The organism is Candidatus Streptomyces philanthi (assembly GCF_059553635.1).
Map to the genome: position 1 here is coordinate 1 of NZ_JCANQV010000124.1, position 16,747 is coordinate 16,747.

A 16,747-nucleotide genomic window follows, 5' to 3' on the forward strand; every position below is an offset into this window, starting at 1 on the left:
CGGGCTGTGCTGCGGCGTGCGCGCTTCGTGTTGCTCCACTCGCCAACGGTAGGCCGCAAAGTGGTATTAACAGGCAGCAGGACACGCCCTTTCCCCGAGCTTCATGGAGCACACCCCCGGCGCACGCCCGCGCGGCGGACCGGGCGCGGCCCCGGAAGGGTGTCCCCGGCCGCCCCGTAGACTGGTGGATCGGCCCCTACGGGAGCCGTGCCCGCCCCTCGTCACCTCGTCTCCGGGAAGTCGCCACCGTGTCGCTCACGATCGGAATCGTCGGTCTGCCGAATGTCGGCAAGTCGACCCTGTTCAACGCCCTGACCAAGAACGACGTGCTGGCGGCCAACTACCCGTTCGCCACCATCGAGCCCAACGTCGGCGTCGTCGGTGTCCCCGACACGCGCCTGACCAAGCTCGCCGAGATCTTCGGCTCGCAGCGGATCCTCCCGGCCACCGTCGACTTCGTCGACATCGCCGGCATCGTCCGCGGCGCCTCCGAGGGCGAGGGCCTGGGCAACAAGTTCCTCGCGAACATCCGCGAGTCCGACGCGATCTGCCAGGTCATCCGCGCCTTCAAGGACGAGAACGTCGTCCACGTCGACGGCAAGGTCTCGCCCAAGGACGACATCGAGACCATCAACACCGAGCTGATCCTCGCCGACCTCCAGACCATCGAGAAGGTGCTGCCGCGCCTCCAGAAGGAGTCGCGGATCAAGAAGGACGTCGCCCCGAAGGTCAAGGCCGTCGAGGAGGTGAAGGCCATCCTGGAGGAGGGCCGCACCCTCTTCGCCGCCGGCTTCGTCCAGGGCACGGAGAAGACCGAACTGCTGCACGACCTCCACCTCCTCACCACCAAGCCGTTCCTCTACGTCTTCAACGTCGACGAGGACGAGCTGACCGACGAGGACTTCAAGAACGAGCAGCGCGCCCTGGTCGCCCCCGCCGAAGCGATCTTCCTCAACGCCAAGCTGGAGGCCGACCTCGCCGAGCTCGACGACGAGGAGGCCCTCGAACTCCTCCAGTCCGTCGGCCAGGAGGAGCCCGGCCTGGCCACCCTCGCCCGCGTCGGCTTCGCCACCCTGGGCCTCCAGACCTACCTGACCGCCGGCCCCAAGGAAGCCCGCGCCTGGACCATCAAGCAGGGCGCCACCGCCCCCGAAGCCGCCGGCGTCATCCACACCGACTTCCAAAAAGGCTTCATCAAGGCCGAGGTCATCTCCTTCGACGACCTCGTCAACGCCGGCTCCACTGCTGACGCCCGCGCCGCCGGGAAAGCCCGTATGGAGGGCAAGGAGTATGTGATGCAGGACGGGGATGTGGTGGAGTTCCGCTTCAACGTGTGAGCGGATGAAATAACACCACGTTGCTCAACGCGGCAAACATGCAGGTCAGAAGGGGCCGGACTCGCGAGAGCCCGGCCCCTTCGTCGATCCCGTGCTGGATCGGTGCTGGATATTCTGACCTGACGTCAGGAACGTTCGGGTGTCGTAGACGGTGGAGCGATGCCCGACGTGTACCACCCACACCACCAGCTCGCCATTGTCGATCGTGTAGATCACGCGGTAGTCGCCCACCCGTAGGCGGCGGCGGTCGGGCTGGGAGACGAGGGCTGTGGTGTTGAACCCCATCGGGTCGCTCTCCAGCTCGGTCAGCTTGGCCAGGATGCGGAGGGCCATGTCTCGCGGGACCTTGCGGAGCTCGGCCTGGGCCTCGGGTCGGAAGACGGTGCGGTACTCACTCACTGCGCGCCAGCGTCTCCCTCATGATGTCCTCGATCGGGATGCCGGGTGCCGGGTTGGCCATGCGTTCGTCGATGATCCGGTTGATCTCGCGCTCTTCCCACTCCTGGTACTTGCGCAGGACTTCGATGGAGACGACGGCGGCGACTTGCTTGCCCCGGCGCGTGATCACCGTGGGCACGTCGTCGCGGTCCGCGCGCTCCACGACCTCCGCCAGATGGGCGCGCACATCGCGGATGGACTCTATGGGCAGGGGCTGAGTCATGCACCCAAGCGTACCGAGTGTGCCATGTGTACACAATGCGGGTGGCCGGGCGGTCTGCCCTCGCGGTGGACGCGCGTGCTGGATGTGCTGGATGAATCCACACGGTGCTGGATCGGTGCTGGGCGACCACTTCCACAGCCGCTTTTTCGCAGGTCATAGCTTTGTGCTCGACGTTCCGCTTCAACGTGTGATCTTGCGATGGCTTTGCGCTAGTGCTGTGACCGCATAGGTTCGCCGTGTTGGTCGTTGTTGATCGAGCGCTCTGGAGATTGCTTCCAGTGCGTGGAGCGTCGGTACGCACTCGGGCACCGCAGCTCCAGAGCCCGGCCCCTAGCTGGCGCGCAATCCGGGGCGAACTCTTCCTATTCCGGGCCTTCCGCGTCGGGTGCGCCGCGGCTGGCCAGTCGTTCGTATCGCTGTCTGGCTGCTTGCGGAGTGCCAAGCCCGAGGCCGAAGGCGATCTCTTGCCAAGTCATGCCGCGTCCACGTGCCATCTGGAGGAGTCCGGTTTCCAGTTCGTCCATCTCCCCGCGAACCAGTGGGACGAGGCTCAGCGCGGCGGTGATGTCGGCGTGGTCCACCTCCGGCTCACCGTCGTCGAGCTGTGCGGCCCCACTGAGTAGGAACGACACGAGCCTGACGGCTTCGTGCGGCCCGATGACCGAGGGATGAACCTGTCGGTGGCGTTGCTCGTCGGTGGTCGCGTGTCGCTCGGCGATGCGAAACAGGGACGCGTAGACGCGGTGTGCTCGCGCCTGTTCCGGCTGTGGAGGCGTGAACGGGTCGGCGTGCTGTTCAGGACTTGACGACATGAGAAGAGGATGAGGCAGTTCCCGAACTGTTGTCAACAGATTGTTTTAAACGTTTCGTTCAATCGTGCTCGCGACGCCCCCTGGTGCTGTGGCTGACAGGTTCGCCGGGTTGGATCAAGCTGCGGTTTTGAGGGGGCGTCCGCCCCAGTGGATGCCTTTCTCGCTGCGGATGCGGGCGCGTTCTTTGCGTTCGGCGGCCAAGACGTCGCGGTGGCGGGCGTTGGCGTTGCGCCACCGCAGGTAGGCATGCAGGGCCCGGGTCTGCACAGTGTGGTTGGGGTGGTTGGAGTTGGCGATGGTGAACTGCCTCAAGGGTCCGAAGTGCGCCTCGATCGGGTTGGCCCAGGAGGCGTAGGTCGGGGTGAAGCACAACTCGACCTTGTTCTTCGTGGCCCAGCGGCGGATGCCGGCGCCCTTGTGGGCGGACAGGTTGTCCATGATCACGTAGATCGGGGCGCCGTCGGGCCGGGCGGCACGGATCGATTTCAGGGCGGCCAGCGTGTTGGCGGCACCCTTCTTGCGGCGGTTGACGCCCCACAGAGTGTCGTCGCCGACCGAGTAGCAGCCATGGAAGTAGCGCACGCCGTGGGTGCGGTGATATGTGGCGGGCAGCCGGTCGGGGCGCTTCTGGGCGGCCCAGCCCGAGCCCGGGGTGGGCCGGACCCCGAGCGGGCCGAACTCGTCGAAGGCGAAGACCCGGTCCGGGAAGCGGTCCAGGACCTCCTCGATCCGGTCCAGCTTCGCCTCTCGCTCGGGGTCGGGGGATTCCTTCCACGTCTTGGTGTGCTGGAAGGTGACACCGCGGCGGGCGAGCAGGCAGCGTAATGCCTCGCGGCCGATCTGGATGACCCGGCCGTGGACTTTCCGCAGGTAGGCGACCAGCTTGCGCAGGGACCAGCGGGTGAAGGGCTGACCGAGCTTGGTGGGGCGGGTGATGGCCGTCCGGATGACGAAGTCCTCGTCGTCAGGGCTGAGTCGGCGGGGACGGCCTCCCGCCCACTGAGGGTCCAGGCAAGCCAGGCCGATCTCGTTGAACCGGTGGATCACGTCGCGCACGGTGTCCTCGTCGGCCTGCACCAGCTGGGCAATCACCGGCACCCGGTTCCCGCCAGCCGACGCCAGCAGCATTATCGCCCGCCGGTAGCGCACCGAGTTGGTGCTGCCCCGGCGCACAATCTGCTGCAGCTTCCGCCCCTCCTGGTCGGTCAGTCTGCGCACACGGACAGGCTCGGCCACCGCGCCTCCAGCGGTCGGATCGGACGTCACCGCACATCCAACCGCCACGACCACCAACCCGGCGAACCTATACGGTCACAGCACTAGATGATTTGTCAGGCGCGCAGGTCAGAAGGGGCCGGGCTCTGGCGAGCCCGGCCCCTTCTGTGTTCCTGTGCGGACTTGGTGCTGACTCCTATGTGCTCCGCGGCGGGGTGAGCCTTTCGAGATCCAGGCTGATCTCGAAAGGCAAAGGCCGCTTCAGGGTGCCCCGGAAGATGCCGGCGGGCGCGTAGACGCCGGTCGGCTCGTCGAGTTCGTAGACGTGGACGACGGTGGTGCCGCCCTCTTCCTCGACGCACCAATAGTGCGGGATCTTGGCGTCCGCGTACTTGTGCAGCTTCACTGTGCGGTCACGATGGGCGGACTCTGGCGAGACGACCTCGATGACGAGCTGGACTTCTTCCGGCGCATACCACGTGCGGTCCGGATCGTAGGGGGCGGTCGTCACGAGCAGATCCGGCTCCGGCCGGTTGCGCTCGTCGAGGCGGATCGTCATTTCCCGCTCGACCTCGAAACCGGCGGGCGCGGTCGCCATGAGCGTGGTGGTGAGGGAAGTGACGAGGCGGCCGTGCCAGGACCGCTGGGGCGACAGCATGAAGACGAGGGCTCCGTCGATCAGCTCGGTGTGGCGTGGCGCCTCGGGGAGACGGTCCAGGTCCTCCGCGAACCAGCCTTCCGCGCGCGGCGGGCGCATCCAGTCCGGCAGTGCGGTCATGGCTCAACCGTAGCGACTCGACGAGACCCGGGCCACGAGATCGCCAACAGGGTGACCGCCCTTCCTGCCGTCCTGAAGGCCGAGATCAGCGGCCGGTGCTGATTCTGTGCTGACTTGAGTCTCCAAGAAGCGTGTTTTCGCCTTCGCCCGCTGGCCGCGTGAGGGAGGGGGCAGCCGGAATCCCCCCATCGCCCGCCGGTGTCCCCCACCGGCGACCAGGGGTCATCACATTGGGTGATTCTTTGGGGAGTGGTTGCGGTGGATACGTGGGGTTGCGAGGCTGTCGCTGATTGTCAGGTTGAGGGGAGGGTGTGTGTCGCTCGGTGAACAGCCCGCGTACCTCCGCGTCGCCGGTGAGCTGCGGCGGAAGATCGTGGAAGGGGAGTTGCCGCCGCACACCCGTCTTCCCTCGCAGGCCCGGATTCGTGAGCAGTACGGGGTGTCGGACACCGTGGCGTTGGAGGCGCGCCGGGTGTTGATGGCGGAGGGGCTGGTCGAGGGGCGTTCGGGGTCCGGGACGTATGTGCGGGAGTGGCCGGTGCCGCGCAGGATCGCGCGGGCCGGGCACCGGACGGCGGGGCGGTGCACGCCGTTCCGGCAGGAGCAGGCGGACGAGCGGGTGCGGGGTACGTGGGAGTCCAGCAGCCGCCAGGAGGGCGCGGGGGTGGTGGTGGCGAAGCGGCTGCGGATCGCGGTGGGAGACCGGGTGATGCGGACGCGCTATCTGTTCCGTTCGCAGGGGGAGCCGTCGATGGTGTCGACGTCCTGGGAGCCGCTGGGGGTGACGGGGCGGACGCCGGTGATGCTGCCGGAGGAGGGGCCGCTGGCGGGGCGCGGGGTGGTCGAGCGGATGGCGGCGATCGATGTCGTGGTGGACAACGTCGTGGAGGAGGTCGGGGCTCGGCCGGCGATGGCGGAGGAGGTGGCGGCGCTGGGCGGGGTGCCGGGGCGGGTGGTGCTCGTGATCTCCCGGACGTATTTCGCGGGCGGGTGCCCGGTCGAGACGGCGGACGTGGTCACGCCGGCGGACCGGTACCGGGTGGTGTACCACCTGCCGGTGAAATAAGGGGGTTTGGTGAGGGTGAGGGGGAGAGTGTGTGGCGGGACGCCGCATCCTCCTCTAGGGAGCGGACCCTGAGAAGGAGGAGAAGGGCCCTGGCGGGGCGCCGCGAGGGGGTGAGTGCGGCGTACGGCGGTCGAACAGTCGCCCTTTTTGTCCACATTTAAGAGCTTATGCTGTGCGCGCTCGCGGTGTTGGAAACCTCACAGACCCTCAGCTGGGAGGGACTTTTGACCCGGTGAGGGATTCCGATCTTCGGTTTCGCTCTTACGATGGCGAAGTTTGTGCACGGCACGGGGGAAGACCAGGAGACCAACGCACGTGAGCACGACAAAGACCCCGGGTGCGGAGCAGGGCTCGCACTCGCATTACCGTCGGTCCCTCGGGACCATCGCCCTGACCGCCACGGGTCTCGGGTCGATCATCGGTTCCGGCTGGCTCTTCGGCGCCGAGCGGGCTGCCGCCATCGCCGGGCCCGCAGCGATCCTCGCGTGGGTCATCGGCGCGGTCGTCGCGCTCACGATCGCCCTCACCTACACCGAGCTGGGCTCGATGTTCCCCAAGGCCGGCGGCATGGTGCGCTACGGCCAGTACTCGCACGGCTCGCTCGCCGGCTACCTGGCCGCCTGGGCCAACTGGATCGCGATCGTCTCGGTCATCCCGGGCGAGGCCACCGCCTCGGTCCAGTACATGAGCAGCTGGGACTTCGGCTGGGCCCAGGCCCTGTACAACGGCAAGGAGCTGACCGGCACCGGTGTCGCCCTCGCCAGCGTCCTGCTGGTCTTCTACTTCTTCCTGAACTGGTTCGCGATCACCCTGTTCGCCAAGACGAACACCGCGATCACGGTCTTCAAGGTCGTCGTGCCGATCCTGACCGCGAGCGCGCTGATGCTGGCGCACTTCGACACCAGCAACATCTCCTCGCACGGTGGCTTCACCCCCAACGGCTGGAGCTCGGTCTTCACCGCCGTCGCCGTCTCCGGCATCGTCTGGGCCTACAACGGCTTCCAGTCCCCGCTGAACCTCGCGGGCGAGGCCCGCAACCCCGGCCGCTCGCTGCCCAAGGCAGTCGTCGGCTCGATCGTCATCGCGCTGGTCATCTACGTCGCGCTCCAGGTCGCCTTCCTGATGGCGGTCCCGGGCGGCAAGCTGTCGGAGGCCGGCGGCTGGGCCGGTCTCGGCTACAACTCCCCGCTCGCCGACCTCGCCGTCGCCTGGGGCCTGAACTGGCTGGCGCTGCTGCTGTACGCGGACGCGTTCGTCTCCCCGTCCGGTACGGGAATGATCTACGCCGCCACCACCTCGCGCATGATCCACGGCGTGCAGGAGAACGGCCACCTGCCCGGCATCTTCGGGCGCGTCGACAAGAAGACCGGTGTGCCGCGCCCGGCACTGGTCCTCAACCTGGTGATCGCCTTCCTCTTCCTCGCGGTCTTCCGCGGCTGGGGCTCGCTCGCCGAGATCGTCTCGGTCGCCACGGTCATCTCGTACATCACCGGGCCGGTCGCCGTGATGTCGCTGCGCCGGCTGGCGCCGGACCTCAAGCGTCCGGTCAAGCTGCGGGTGATGCCGGTCGTCGCGCCGATCGCGATGATCTTCGGTTCGCTGGTCCTCTACTGGGGCCGCTGGCCGCTGACCGGCAAGGTCATCCTGATCATGGCGGTCGGTCTGCCCGTCTGGGCCTGGTACGAGATCGGCAAGCCGCTCAGCCAGGGCCGCAAGCCGTGGGCCGCGCTGCTGCCGCACCTCAGGGCCGGTGCCTGGATGGTGGCGTATCTGCTGGTCATGGCCTGTGTCTCGTACGCCGGTGGCAAGGAGTTCGGCGGCAAGGGCTATCTGCCGGAGGGCGTGGACATCGTCGTGGTCGCGGCGATCGGTCTGGCCTTCTACTTCTGGGGCGTGCGCAGCTCCTGGCGCAACCCCTCGCTGGAGCAGGTCGAGGCCGAGACGCTGGCGGCGGAGGGCAAGGAGCGCCCCGAGGGCAAGGCGTCCGTGGACGCCTGATCCCCTTCGTCGCACCGGCCACTCGCGGGCGTACCTCCCGGTTCTCCGGGGCCCGCGGGTGGCCGTTCGCGTGTCTCTTTGTGCCATTCCGTATCCGGTGAGTGAAGGTCGGGCGTAGGCTCGGGCATATGCAGACCGCGTTTTCGGGAACGGCACAGAAGGGGCGCGTGACGACGCGCTGCACGGCGTACGGAGGGGCACGATGAGTGACAGTGGAGCCGTGCTGCCCTGGCACGTCATCCGTCAGGACGAAGGAGGGAACCGCTACCGGGTGGGCCGGTACGCCACCCGCGCGGAGGCCGAGCAGGTGGCCGGCCGCCTCGACACCCACGGCCGCCGGCAGCTCTATGTCGTCGAACGGGTGGGGCGGACGACCGAGTGAGCGGGTTGCGGGCGCCGGGGCGCGCCGTAGGCTGCCCCGTATGACGACGGTGCGTGTGGTGGTGGGCGGCGCGGTGCTCGACCGGGGACGGCTGCTGGCCGCGCGGCGCAGCGCGCCACCGGCGCTCGCCGGCCGCTGGGAACTGCCCGGCGGCAAGGTCGAGGACGGCGAGACGCCCGAGCGGGCCCTGGTACGGGAGCTGCGCGAGGAACTGGGCGTCGAGGCTCAGCCGCTGGAGCGGATCGCCGGTGAGTGGGCGCTGGGCCCCGGTTACGTGCTGCGGGTGTGGTCCGTCCGGCTGCTGTCCGGGCGGCCGCGCCCGCTCCAGGACCACGACGCACTGCGCTGGCTGCTGCCGGGCGAGGAGGACCTCGTCGACTGGCTGGACCAGGACCGGCCCGCGGTGGCCGAGGCGATGCGCCGGCTGCGGGCCGGGTCCGCGCCGACGGCCGGTGCCGACGCGGCGGAGCGGGCGCGGCGGTAGCCCGGGACGGGTGGGGCCTTCGGGGTGTACGGGGGTGGGGTGGCGATGTGCCGCCGTACGGCGTCCCCCATCTGTGGGGATACGGCATGCCCCGGGCCGTGCAGAGCTGCCCCCTGCCTCTCCGCCCGGATGGCGCGTCCCCGCGTCCGTCCGCACACAAGCGTGGACGCCCGCACCGGCCCGTACGCAGTGCCCCCGCTGGACGCCCATCCCCCCGCATACGGTCCACTCGCCGGAGAAACGGTACTCCTGGCGTGATATCGGGTATGTCGTGAATGGACTGCTTTATCGCAGATGAACCGACGAGGACCGCAGCGGGCTGGGGAGTGATCGGCGTGAGCGACAACGCAGCGGCAGGAGCCCCCGAAGCCGTCAGCCGCCGCGGAATGGCCTCCGGTTCCCCGACCGCCGAATGGAGCTTCCCCGCGGAACCTGGCGCGGTCCGCACCGCCCGCGCCGTCGTCCGCGACGCGCTCACCGAGTGGGGTCTGGACGCCGTCGCCGATGTCGCCGTCCTCCTCGTCAGCGAACTGGTCACCAATTCCCTGCGCTATGCCAGCGGTCCGATCGGCGTCCGTATGGCGCTGCTCAGCGGCGGCGGACTGCTGGTCGAGGTCTCCGACCCGCTGCCCGATCCGCCGCGGGAGCGCACCGCCGCCCCCGACGACGAGGGGGGCCGCGGGCTCCAGCTCGTCGCGTGCAGTTCCCGGCGGTGGGGGACCCGGCGCGGCAAGAGCGGCAAGACCGTGTGGTTCGAGTTGCCCGCGGCGGGTTAGGAGACGGGGGAGTCCCGTTCGTCGCCTTTCCACCGTCATGCCGCGGACGGGTCGCGATCGAGACTGTGCTGTGATCGTGAAGACCGTGTTCCGGATGGCTGAAGTGCTGGTTTACTCGGTTCGTCCGGTCCGGGCACGATGAGCTGGAGGGGACGGGGCTCGTGAGCGAGAAGACGACAGGCAAGAGGGTGCCCGCCCAGGCCGGCGGCCGGTACGCGGAGCGCGGGGACGGCGCGGCGGCCGGGGCCCGCGACCCGCGGACGCCGCCCGTCTGGCAGAGCAGCCGCCCCGGCTCCCTCCACGACTCGCTCCGCCTCGCGTCCTTCTCCCTCGGCCCCGACGGCCGGATCGACCGCTGGAGCGAGCGGGCCGCCGCCCTGCTCGGCATCCCCGCCCGGGACGCGCTCGGCAAGGACCCCGTCGAGGCGTTCGTGCCCGGCGCGCTGCGCGAGACCGGCCGCCGCACGGTCTCGGACGTCCTCGACGGCCGCGAGTGGACCGGGCTGGTGCCCTACCGCCGTGAGCCGTCCGCCGAGGCCGACCGGCTCGCGGAGATCTTCGTGATGCCGTCCGAGACCGGGAAGGGGGAGCGCGCCGCGCTCTGCCTGGTCGTCGATGTGCGGGCGCTGCGCGACATCGAGACCGACCTCGCCGCCTCCCAGGCCGTCTTCGGTCAGTCCCCGATCGGTTTCACCCTCTTCGGTACGGATCTGCGGCTGCTGCGCGTCAACGAACGTTTCGCCACGGTCTTCGGCGGCCCGGCGGGCAAGTACCGCGGCGGCACCCCGTACGACTTCCTGCCCCGGCCCGAGGCGGAGCGGATGAGCGCCGCGCTGCGCAGGGTGCTGGAGACGGGGGAGACGGTCAGCGAGATGCAGCTGATCGGTGTGGTGCCCGGGGAGGAGGAGCGGCGCCGCTGGTCGGTCTCCCTCTACCGGCTGCACGGCGCCAGCGGCCGCCCCATCGGCGTCGCCGCGCTCGCCACCGACGTCACCGGCCGCCGCCGCGCCGAGCGCGAGGCGGCCCACGCCCGCCGCAATCTCGCGCTGCTCAACGAGGCCGGCGCCCGGATAGGCAACTCCCTCGACCTGGAGACCACCGCCCGCACCCTCCTCGACGTCGCCGTCCCGCAGTTCTGCGACCTCGCCTCCGTCGACCTCTTCCAAGGGCTGCTGACCGGTGACGAGGCCCCGCCCGGGATGAGCGACGGCAGCGCCGAGCTGCGCCGGGTCGCGTTCGCCAGCGCCGTCTCGGACGCCCCGCTGCCCCCGCCGGCCTCCTGCGTCGCCGACGGCACGGACGGCGCCATCCCGGTCGGCGCGGTGCACCGCTACCCCTTCAACTCGCCCTGCGCGGGCGCCCTGCGCACCGCGCGGGCGCAGATCCTCCCCGGCCGGGGCGGCGACGACGGCCCCGAACTGGGCGTCGTGGTGCACTCCACGCTCGCCGTGCCGATGGTCGCCCGGGACACCGTCGTCGGCCTGGTGCAGTTCTCCCGGACGAAGGGCAGCGAACCGTTCGGCGAACGGGACACCGCCCTCGCCGTCGAGCTGGCCGCCCGCGCCGCGGTCTGCATCGACAACGCCCGCCTCTACCGCCGCGAGCACGAGCGGGCCCTGATCCTCCAGCGCAGCCTGCTCCCCCCGGGCGACCCGGAGGCGGCCGGGCTCGACATCGCCTGCCGCTATCTGCCCGGCACCACCGCCACCGAGGTCGGGGGCGACTGGTTCGACGTCATCCCGCTTCCCGGCCACCGTACGGCGCTGGTCGTCGGTGACGTGATGGGCCGCGGGCTGCGCGCCGCGGTGGCGATGGGCGAACTCCGCAGCGCCGTAAGGACGCTGGCGCTGCTGGACCTGGAGCCCGCCGAGGTGCTGTCGGCGCTGGACGAGATCGCCCGCGGTCTGGGCGGCAACGGCGGGGGGCGGTCCTCGCGCGGCCGGGCGGGAGCCACCGCCGGCCGCTCCCCGGGCGCCGCCGACCTCTCCGAGATCTACCTCGCCACCTGCGTCTACGCCGTCTACGACCCGGTGACCCGCCGCTGTACGTTCGCCAACGCCGGGCATCTGCCGCCGGTCCTGGTCGAGGACGGCGAGGAGGGACGGCTGCTGGAGTTCCCGCCGGGGATGCCGCTGGGCGTGGGCGGTGAGCCGTTCGAGGAGATGGAGGTCGAGCTGCCGGACGGCGCGCTGCTCGCCCTCTACACCGATGGTCTGGTGGAGTCCCGTGACCAGTCGCTCGACGAGGGGCTGGAGGCGTTCCGGACCGCGCTCTCGGACGCCGACCGCCCGCTGGAGGACGCCTGCGACCATGTCCTGGGCGTCCTGGACACCTCGCACGGCGAGGACGACATCGCACTGCTGATGGCCCGGGTGCACGGGCTGCCCAAGGAGGCGGTGGGGGACTGGGGGCTGACGCCCGACGCCCGCTCGGTCGCCCGCGCCCGGGAGCTGGCGCGCGGCCAGCTGACCGACTGGGGCCTGCACGCCCTGGTCGACACCACGGAACTGCTGGTCAGCGAGCTGGTCACCAACGCTCTGCGGCACGGCCACGGCGAGATACGGCTGCGGCTGCTGCGCGACCGGACCCTGGTCTGCGAGGTGTGGGACGCGGATCTGGCGCAGCCGCGCCGCCGCCGGGCCCGGGACACCGACGAGGGCGGCCGGGGCCTTCAGCTCGTCGACCTGCTCAGCACCGGCTGGGGCACCCGCCGCACCCCGCGCGGCAAGACCGTCTGGTTCGAATTGAACCTCCCTGACGGCGGCTCCGGGGCCCCGGACCCGGTCGAGGCGCTGCTGGACATGTTCTGAGCAGGGGCACGGGCCCGGGGTGCGGCCCGGGCCCGGCCGCGGACGTCAGCCCGTGCGGCGGCGGATCTTGTTGCCGAGCCACACCAGCGGGTCGTACTTGCGGTCGGCGACGCGTTCCTTGAGGGGGATCAGGGCGTTGTCGGTGATCTTGATGTTCTCGGGGCAGACCTCGGTGCAGCACTTGGTGATGTTGCAGTAGCCCAGGCCGTGGGCGTCCTGGGCGGTGCGCCGGCGGTCCAGGCCGGCCTCGGCGGCCGCGTCCAGCGGGTGCATGTCCAGTTCCGCGATCCGCATCAGGAAGCGCGGCCCGGCGAAGACCCGCTTGTTCTCCTCGTGATCGCGCACCACATGGCAGGTGTTCTGGCACAGGAAGCACTCGATGCACTTACGGAACTCCTGCGAGCGGTTCACGTCCTCCTGCCGCATCCGGTACTCGCCCGGCGCCGTCTCCTCGGGCGGGACGAACGCGGGGATCTCCCGCGCCTTGACGTAGTTGAACGACACATCGGTGACCAGGTCGCGCAGGACCGGGAAGGCCCGCATCGGGGTCACCGTGATCGTCTCGTCCTGCCCGAAGACCGACATCCGCGTCATGCACATCAGCCGCGGCCGCCCGTTGATCTCCGCGCTGCACGAGCCGCACTTGCCGGCCTTGCAGTTCCAGCGCACGGCCAGGTCCGGCGCCTGGGTCGCCTGCAACCGGTGGATGATGTCCAGCACCACCTCGCCCTCGTGCACCTCGACCCGGAAGTCCTCCAGGTCCCCGCCCGTCCCGTCGCCCCGCCACACCCGGAAGTGCGCCGTGTAGGCACCGGACGGTGCCGTCTCCTGCCCGCTCACCGGTTCAGCTCCTCGTCCGTCAGGTACTTCGCCAGCTCGTCCTTGTCGAAAAGCTCCAGCAGATCGCGGCGGATCGGGGGCGTCCTGCGGTGGCTCAGCCGGATGCGCCCGTGCGCCGGGTCCGCCCCGGGCGCGGTGTCGTCCAGCGCGCAGACGAGATTGACGTTGCGCCAGCGGCGGTCCATCTCCGGGTGGTCGTCGCGGGTGTGCCCGCCGCGGCTCTCCTCGCGCTCCAGCGCGGACCGGGCCACGCACTCGCTGACCAGCAGCATGTTGCGCAGGTCGAGGGCGAGGTGCCAGCCCGGGTTGTACTGCCGGTGGCCCTCCACACCGGCCCGCTCGGCCCGTACCCGCAGGCCGGCCAGCCGTTCCAGGGCCGCCTCCATCTCGTCCGCCCGGCGGATGATGCCGACCAGGTCGTTCATCGACTGCTGGAGTTCCTGGTGCAGGGTGTACGGGTTCTCCGCCGGGCCCGCCTCCCGCCGGGCGCCCCCGAAGGGCCGCAGCGCCTCCTCCCGCGCCGCGTCGACCTGGGCCGGTTCCGGTACGGGCCGGGTGCCGGCGGCCGCGGCGTACTCGGCGGCGTACAGGCCCGCCCGGCGGCCGAAGACCAGCAGGTCGGAGAGGGAGTTGCCGCCCAGCCGGTTGGAGCCGTGCATCCCTCCGGCGACCTCCCCGGCGGCGAAGAGGCCCGGGACGCCGGTCGCGGCCGCGGTGTCCGGGTCCACCTCGACGCCGCCCATCACGTAGTGGCAGGTCGGGCCGACCTCCATCGGCTCGGCGGTGATGTCCACGTCCGCCAGCTCCTTGAACTGGTGGTGCATGGACGGCAGCCGGCGCTTGACGACCTCGGCGGGCATCCGCGTCGACACATCGAGGAACACTCCGCCGTGCGGGGAGCCGCGACCGGCCTTGACCTCGGCGTTGATGGCGCGGGCGACCTCGTCGCGGGGGAGCAGCTCGGGCGGGCGGCGGTGGTGGTCGGGGTCGTCGTACCAGCGGTCGCCCTCGTCCTCGGTCTCGGCGTACTTCTCCTTGAAGACGTCCGGGATGTAGTCGAACATGAAGCGCCTGCCGTGGCTGTTGCGCAGCACCCCGCCGTCCCCGCGGACCGACTCGGTGACGAGGATGCCCTTGACCGACGGCGGCCAGACCATGCCGGTGGGGTGGAACTGCACGAACTCCATGTTGATCAGCGGCGCCCCGGCGAGCAGCGCCAGCGCGTGGCCGTCCCCGGTGTACTCCCACGAGTTCGACGTGACCTTGAAGGACTTGCCGATCCCGCCGGTCGCCAGCACCACGGCGGGCGCCTCCAGCACGAAGAACCGGCCGGACTCGCGCTCGTAGCAGAACGTGCCCGCCACCCGGTCGCCCTCCTTGAGCACCCGGGTGACGGTGCACTCCTGGAAGACCTTCAACCGGGCGTCGTACGCGCCCAGTTCCCGCTCGTCCTCCTGCTGGAGCGAGACGATCTTCTGCTGGAGGGTGCGGATCAGCTCCAGGCCCGTGCGGTCGCCGACGTGCGCGAGCCGCGGGTACTCGTGGCCGCCGAAGTTGCGCTGCGAGATCCGGCCGTCGGGGGTGCGGTCGAAGAGGGCGCCCCAGGTCTCCAGCTCCCACACCCGGTCCGGGGCCTCGCGGGCGTGCAGTTCCGCCATCCGCCAGTGGTTGAGGAACTTGCCGCCGCGCAGGGTGTCGCGGAAGTGCACCTGCCAGTTGTCGTGCGGGTTGGCGTTGCCCATGCTGGCCGCGATGCCGCCCTCGGCCATCACCGTATGGGCCTTGCCGAACAGGGACTTGCAGATCACGGCGGTCCGCATGCCCGCCTCGCGGGCCTCGATCGCGGCGCGCAGCCCGGCGCCGCCCGCCCCGACCACCACCACGTCCCACGCCTGCCGGTCCACATGCGCCATCGCTGGGCACACACCTTTCCTCAGTAGGGGCCGTCGCCCGGGGCCGTCACCGTGCCGCCGTCAGAAGAACCGCGGATCGGTGATCGCCCCGCTGGACAGCAGGAAGACATAGAAGTCCGCGGCCGCCACGCTGACCAGCGAGGACCAGGCGAGCAGCATGTGCCGCGCGTTGAGCCTGCCGACCCAGCCCCACAGCCGGTAGCGGACCGGGTGCTTCGAGAAGTGCCGCAGCCGTCCGCCCACGATGTGCCGGCAGGAATGGCACGAGAGGGTGTACGCCCAGATCAGCACGATGTTGACGAGGAAGACGACGGTGCCCAGGCCCATGTGGCCCCAGGCGTGGTGCTCGTCGCGGAACGCCAGCACCGTGTCGTACGTCAGCACGCCCGCGACCAGCACCGCGAAGTAGAAGAAGTAGCGGTGGACGTTCTGGAGGATCAGCGGGAGGCGGGTCTCGCCGGAGTACCGGGTGTGCGGCTCGGCGACCGCGCAGGCGGGCGGGGAGGCCCAGAAGCCGCGGTAGTACGCCTTGCGGTAGTAGTAGCAGGTCAGCCGGAACCCGAGCGGGAAGATCAGGATCAGCAGGGCGGGGGACAGGCCCCACCAGCTCCCGAGCAGCCCCCAGTTCGGCCCGCCGTGCATCGGCACGCAGTTCTCCGCCAGACACGGCGAGTAGAACGGCGAGACGTACGGCGCGTGGTAGTAGTCGTCGTTCGCGAAGGCCCGCCACGTCGAGTAGACGACGAACGCGAGCAGTCCCGCTGCGGTGCCCGCCGGTGCCAGCCACCAGCGGTCGGTCCGCAGATGGCGGGCGGGGATGGCGGCGCGCGAGGCGTCGTGCACGCCGGTCGCGCCCGATTGCGGTGGTTCGATGCCTGTGGCCAACGTCGGTCTCCGTGAAGGGCGTTCCGTCGGGTCGGGCTGGGGCGGGGCGCGTCCCTTGGGCGGGGCGCGGCCCCCGGGTCAAGGGGCGTGCCGGTCCTTGGAGCCGAGGCCCTCGTCCTCGGCGTCCCGCCACAGCGAGGCGTCGTACGGCGTGTCGGGGATCTGCACCATGGGCTGCTCCCGCTTCTCGCCGCGGCCCGGCGAGAGGGCGAGCCCCTCCTCCAGCAGGCGCAGGCTCTCGCCCAGATGGTCGGCGTCGGTGCGCACCCGTCGTACGTCCAGCCCGCCGCCGGCGTGCTGCTCCACCCGGGTCAGCGCGCGGCGCAGTTCGTCGAGGCCGTGCTCGGCCGCTGTCAGATCATCGTGCAGGGACATGACGGGCCCTCATTTCCCAAGGAGTGACGGGCGATCTCCTGCGCCCGAGAGTGTCGCGCGTCACAGTAGGGGTTGGGAAGGGATCTGTCGCGATTCGCCGGTCCGGCCGGTGCGTTTCGGCAAGCGCGCCCCCTCGTACGGGGCGCGCGGGCGCCGCGTACCGCCCGGGGGAACGCGGCCTCCCCGATCGGCGGCGCCCATGTGCCATACGGGACACGCCGGTTGGGCCGGGCGGGTGGCCTTCGGGGGCGGGCCGCCGTGTCGGCCCGGCGCGCCGGGCGCCGGTCGCCTTCAGTGGGGCCATAGATGTGATGAGCCGCAAAGTCGGCCGGACGTGCGACGGCGACCCTGCGCGGCGCCGGCGAGCCCCGGAGGTACAGCATGACCGACCACGTCAGCACAGGCCGCACGGCAT

At 70.5% G+C, this 16,747-nt stretch carries 15 protein-coding genes and 1 pseudogene; 7 read left to right on the plus strand and 9 right to left on the minus strand.

Features of this window, described 5'->3' with window-relative positions; all coding sequences use genetic code 11:
* Positions 1-248: 248 nt before the first annotated feature.
* The gene (ychF, locus tag AC51EU_RS16330) at positions 249-1,337 is read left to right on the plus strand and encodes a redox-regulated ATPase YchF (RefSeq protein WP_496267667.1); all 1,089 of its coding nucleotides are present in this window, start codon (positions 249-251) and stop codon (positions 1,335-1,337) included.
* Positions 1,338-1,475: 138 nt separating this feature from the next.
* Here the strand turns inward: ychF and AC51EU_RS16335 are convergent.
* The 5 genes and pseudogenes from AC51EU_RS16335 to AC51EU_RS16355 all read right to left on the minus strand — a co-directional run.
* Positions 1,476-1,736: pseudogene (locus AC51EU_RS16335) on the minus strand (type II toxin-antitoxin system RelE family toxin); the annotation flags it as partial.
* Positions 1,729-1,998, minus strand: coding sequence for a type II toxin-antitoxin system Phd/YefM family antitoxin (locus tag AC51EU_RS16340; RefSeq protein WP_100828042.1), 270 nt, complete (start codon positions 1,996-1,998; stop codon positions 1,729-1,731). The gene AC51EU_RS16340 and the pseudogene AC51EU_RS16335, both read right to left, overlap by 8 nt.
* A gap of 362 nt (positions 1,999-2,360) precedes the next feature.
* The gene (locus AC51EU_RS16345; protein ID WP_496267668.1) at positions 2,361-2,810 is read right to left on the minus strand and encodes a DNA-binding protein; all 450 of its coding nucleotides are present in this window, start codon (positions 2,808-2,810) and stop codon (positions 2,361-2,363) included.
* A gap of 114 nt (positions 2,811-2,924) precedes the next feature.
* Positions 2,925-4,046: an IS630 family transposase gene (locus AC51EU_RS16350; protein WP_496267669.1), complete on the minus strand. Its 1,122-nt coding sequence runs from the start codon at positions 4,044-4,046 to the stop codon at positions 2,925-2,927.
* Positions 4,047-4,221: 175 nt separating this feature from the next.
* The gene (locus AC51EU_RS16355; RefSeq protein ID WP_496267670.1) at positions 4,222-4,803 is read right to left on the minus strand and encodes a Uma2 family endonuclease; all 582 of its coding nucleotides are present in this window, start codon (positions 4,801-4,803) and stop codon (positions 4,222-4,224) included.
* A gap of 313 nt (positions 4,804-5,116) precedes the next feature.
* On the opposite strand from AC51EU_RS16355, the gene AC51EU_RS16360 reads away from it, so the two are divergent.
* The 6 genes from AC51EU_RS16360 (at position 5,117) to AC51EU_RS16385 (ending at position 12,319) form a co-directional block, all read left to right on the plus strand.
* Positions 5,117-5,869, plus strand: a complete 753-nt coding sequence (locus tag AC51EU_RS16360) for a GntR family transcriptional regulator (RefSeq protein ID WP_496267671.1) — start codon at positions 5,117-5,119, stop codon at positions 5,867-5,869.
* Positions 5,870-6,184: 315 nt separating this feature from the next.
* Complete coding sequence (locus AC51EU_RS16365; protein WP_496267672.1) at positions 6,185-7,867, plus strand: APC family permease; 1,683 nt, start codon at positions 6,185-6,187, stop codon at positions 7,865-7,867.
* Positions 7,868-8,069: 202 nt separating this feature from the next.
* Entirely contained in the window at positions 8,070-8,249 is a 180-nt protein-coding gene (locus AC51EU_RS16370; RefSeq protein WP_496267673.1) for an SPOR domain-containing protein, read from the plus strand.
* A gap of 40 nt (positions 8,250-8,289) precedes the next feature.
* Positions 8,290-8,733 (plus strand): (deoxy)nucleoside triphosphate pyrophosphohydrolase, encoded by a 444-nt coding sequence (locus AC51EU_RS16375; protein WP_496267674.1) that lies wholly within the window; start codon positions 8,290-8,292, stop codon positions 8,731-8,733.
* Positions 8,734-9,119: 386 nt separating this feature from the next.
* Positions 9,120-9,509, plus strand: a complete 390-nt coding sequence (locus AC51EU_RS16380; RefSeq protein ID WP_496267680.1) for an ATP-binding protein — start codon at positions 9,120-9,122, stop codon at positions 9,507-9,509.
* Between the two features lie 161 nt (positions 9,510-9,670).
* Positions 9,671-12,319 carry a SpoIIE family protein phosphatase gene (locus AC51EU_RS16385; protein WP_496267675.1) on the plus strand — a complete coding sequence of 883 codons (2,649 nt, stop codon included), beginning with the start codon at positions 9,671-9,673 and terminating at the stop codon, positions 12,317-12,319.
* Between the two features lie 45 nt (positions 12,320-12,364).
* Here AC51EU_RS16385 and AC51EU_RS16390 read toward each other — a convergent pair whose 3' ends face one another.
* The 4 genes from AC51EU_RS16390 to AC51EU_RS16405 all read right to left on the minus strand — a co-directional run bounded on the left by AC51EU_RS16390 (position 12,365) and on the right by AC51EU_RS16405 (position 16,332).
* Positions 12,365-13,159, minus strand: coding sequence for a succinate dehydrogenase/fumarate reductase iron-sulfur subunit (locus tag AC51EU_RS16390; protein WP_496267676.1), 795 nt, complete (start codon positions 13,157-13,159; stop codon positions 12,365-12,367).
* Positions 13,156-15,072, minus strand: a complete 1,917-nt coding sequence (locus AC51EU_RS16395) for a fumarate reductase/succinate dehydrogenase flavoprotein subunit (protein ID WP_496267677.1) — start codon at positions 15,070-15,072, stop codon at positions 13,156-13,158. The genes AC51EU_RS16390 and AC51EU_RS16395 overlap by 4 nt, the downstream gene beginning before the upstream one ends.
* Positions 15,073-15,132: 60 nt before the next feature.
* A complete protein-coding gene (gene sdhC / locus AC51EU_RS16400; RefSeq protein ID WP_496267678.1) occupies positions 15,133-15,957 on the minus strand; it encodes a succinate dehydrogenase subunit SdhC in 825 nt (274 codons plus the stop codon).
* 78 nt (positions 15,958-16,035) lie between these two features.
* Positions 16,036-16,332: an Rv0250c family protein gene (locus tag AC51EU_RS16405; RefSeq protein ID WP_496267679.1), complete on the minus strand. Its 297-nt coding sequence runs from the start codon at positions 16,330-16,332 to the stop codon at positions 16,036-16,038.
* Positions 16,333-16,747: the final 415 nt, after the last annotated feature.

Excerpts from the sequence above, each read along its gene's own strand:
- AC51EU_RS16340 (WP_100828042.1), bottom strand. The coding sequence starts at position 1,998 with ATGACTCAGCCCCTGCCCATAGAGTCCATCCGCGATGTGCGCGCCCAT.
- AC51EU_RS16345 (WP_496267668.1), bottom strand. The coding sequence starts at position 2,810 with ATGTCGTCAAGTCCTGAACAGCACGCCGACCCGTTCACGCCTCCACAG.
- AC51EU_RS16355 (WP_496267670.1), bottom strand. The coding sequence starts at position 4,803 with ATGACCGCACTGCCGGACTGGATGCGCCCGCCGCGCGCGGAAGGCTGG.
- AC51EU_RS16370 (WP_496267673.1), top strand. The coding sequence starts at position 8,070 with ATGAGTGACAGTGGAGCCGTGCTGCCCTGGCACGTCATCCGTCAGGAC.
- AC51EU_RS16375 (WP_496267674.1), top strand. The coding sequence starts at position 8,290 with ATGACGACGGTGCGTGTGGTGGTGGGCGGCGCGGTGCTCGACCGGGGA.
- AC51EU_RS16380 (WP_496267680.1), top strand. The coding sequence starts at position 9,120 with ATGGCCTCCGGTTCCCCGACCGCCGAATGGAGCTTCCCCGCGGAACCT.
- AC51EU_RS16395 (WP_496267677.1), bottom strand. The coding sequence starts at position 15,072 with ATGGCGCATGTGGACCGGCAGGCGTGGGACGTGGTGGTGGTCGGGGCG.
- AC51EU_RS16405 (WP_496267679.1), bottom strand. The coding sequence starts at position 16,332 with ATGTCCCTGCACGATGATCTGACAGCGGCCGAGCACGGCCTCGACGAA.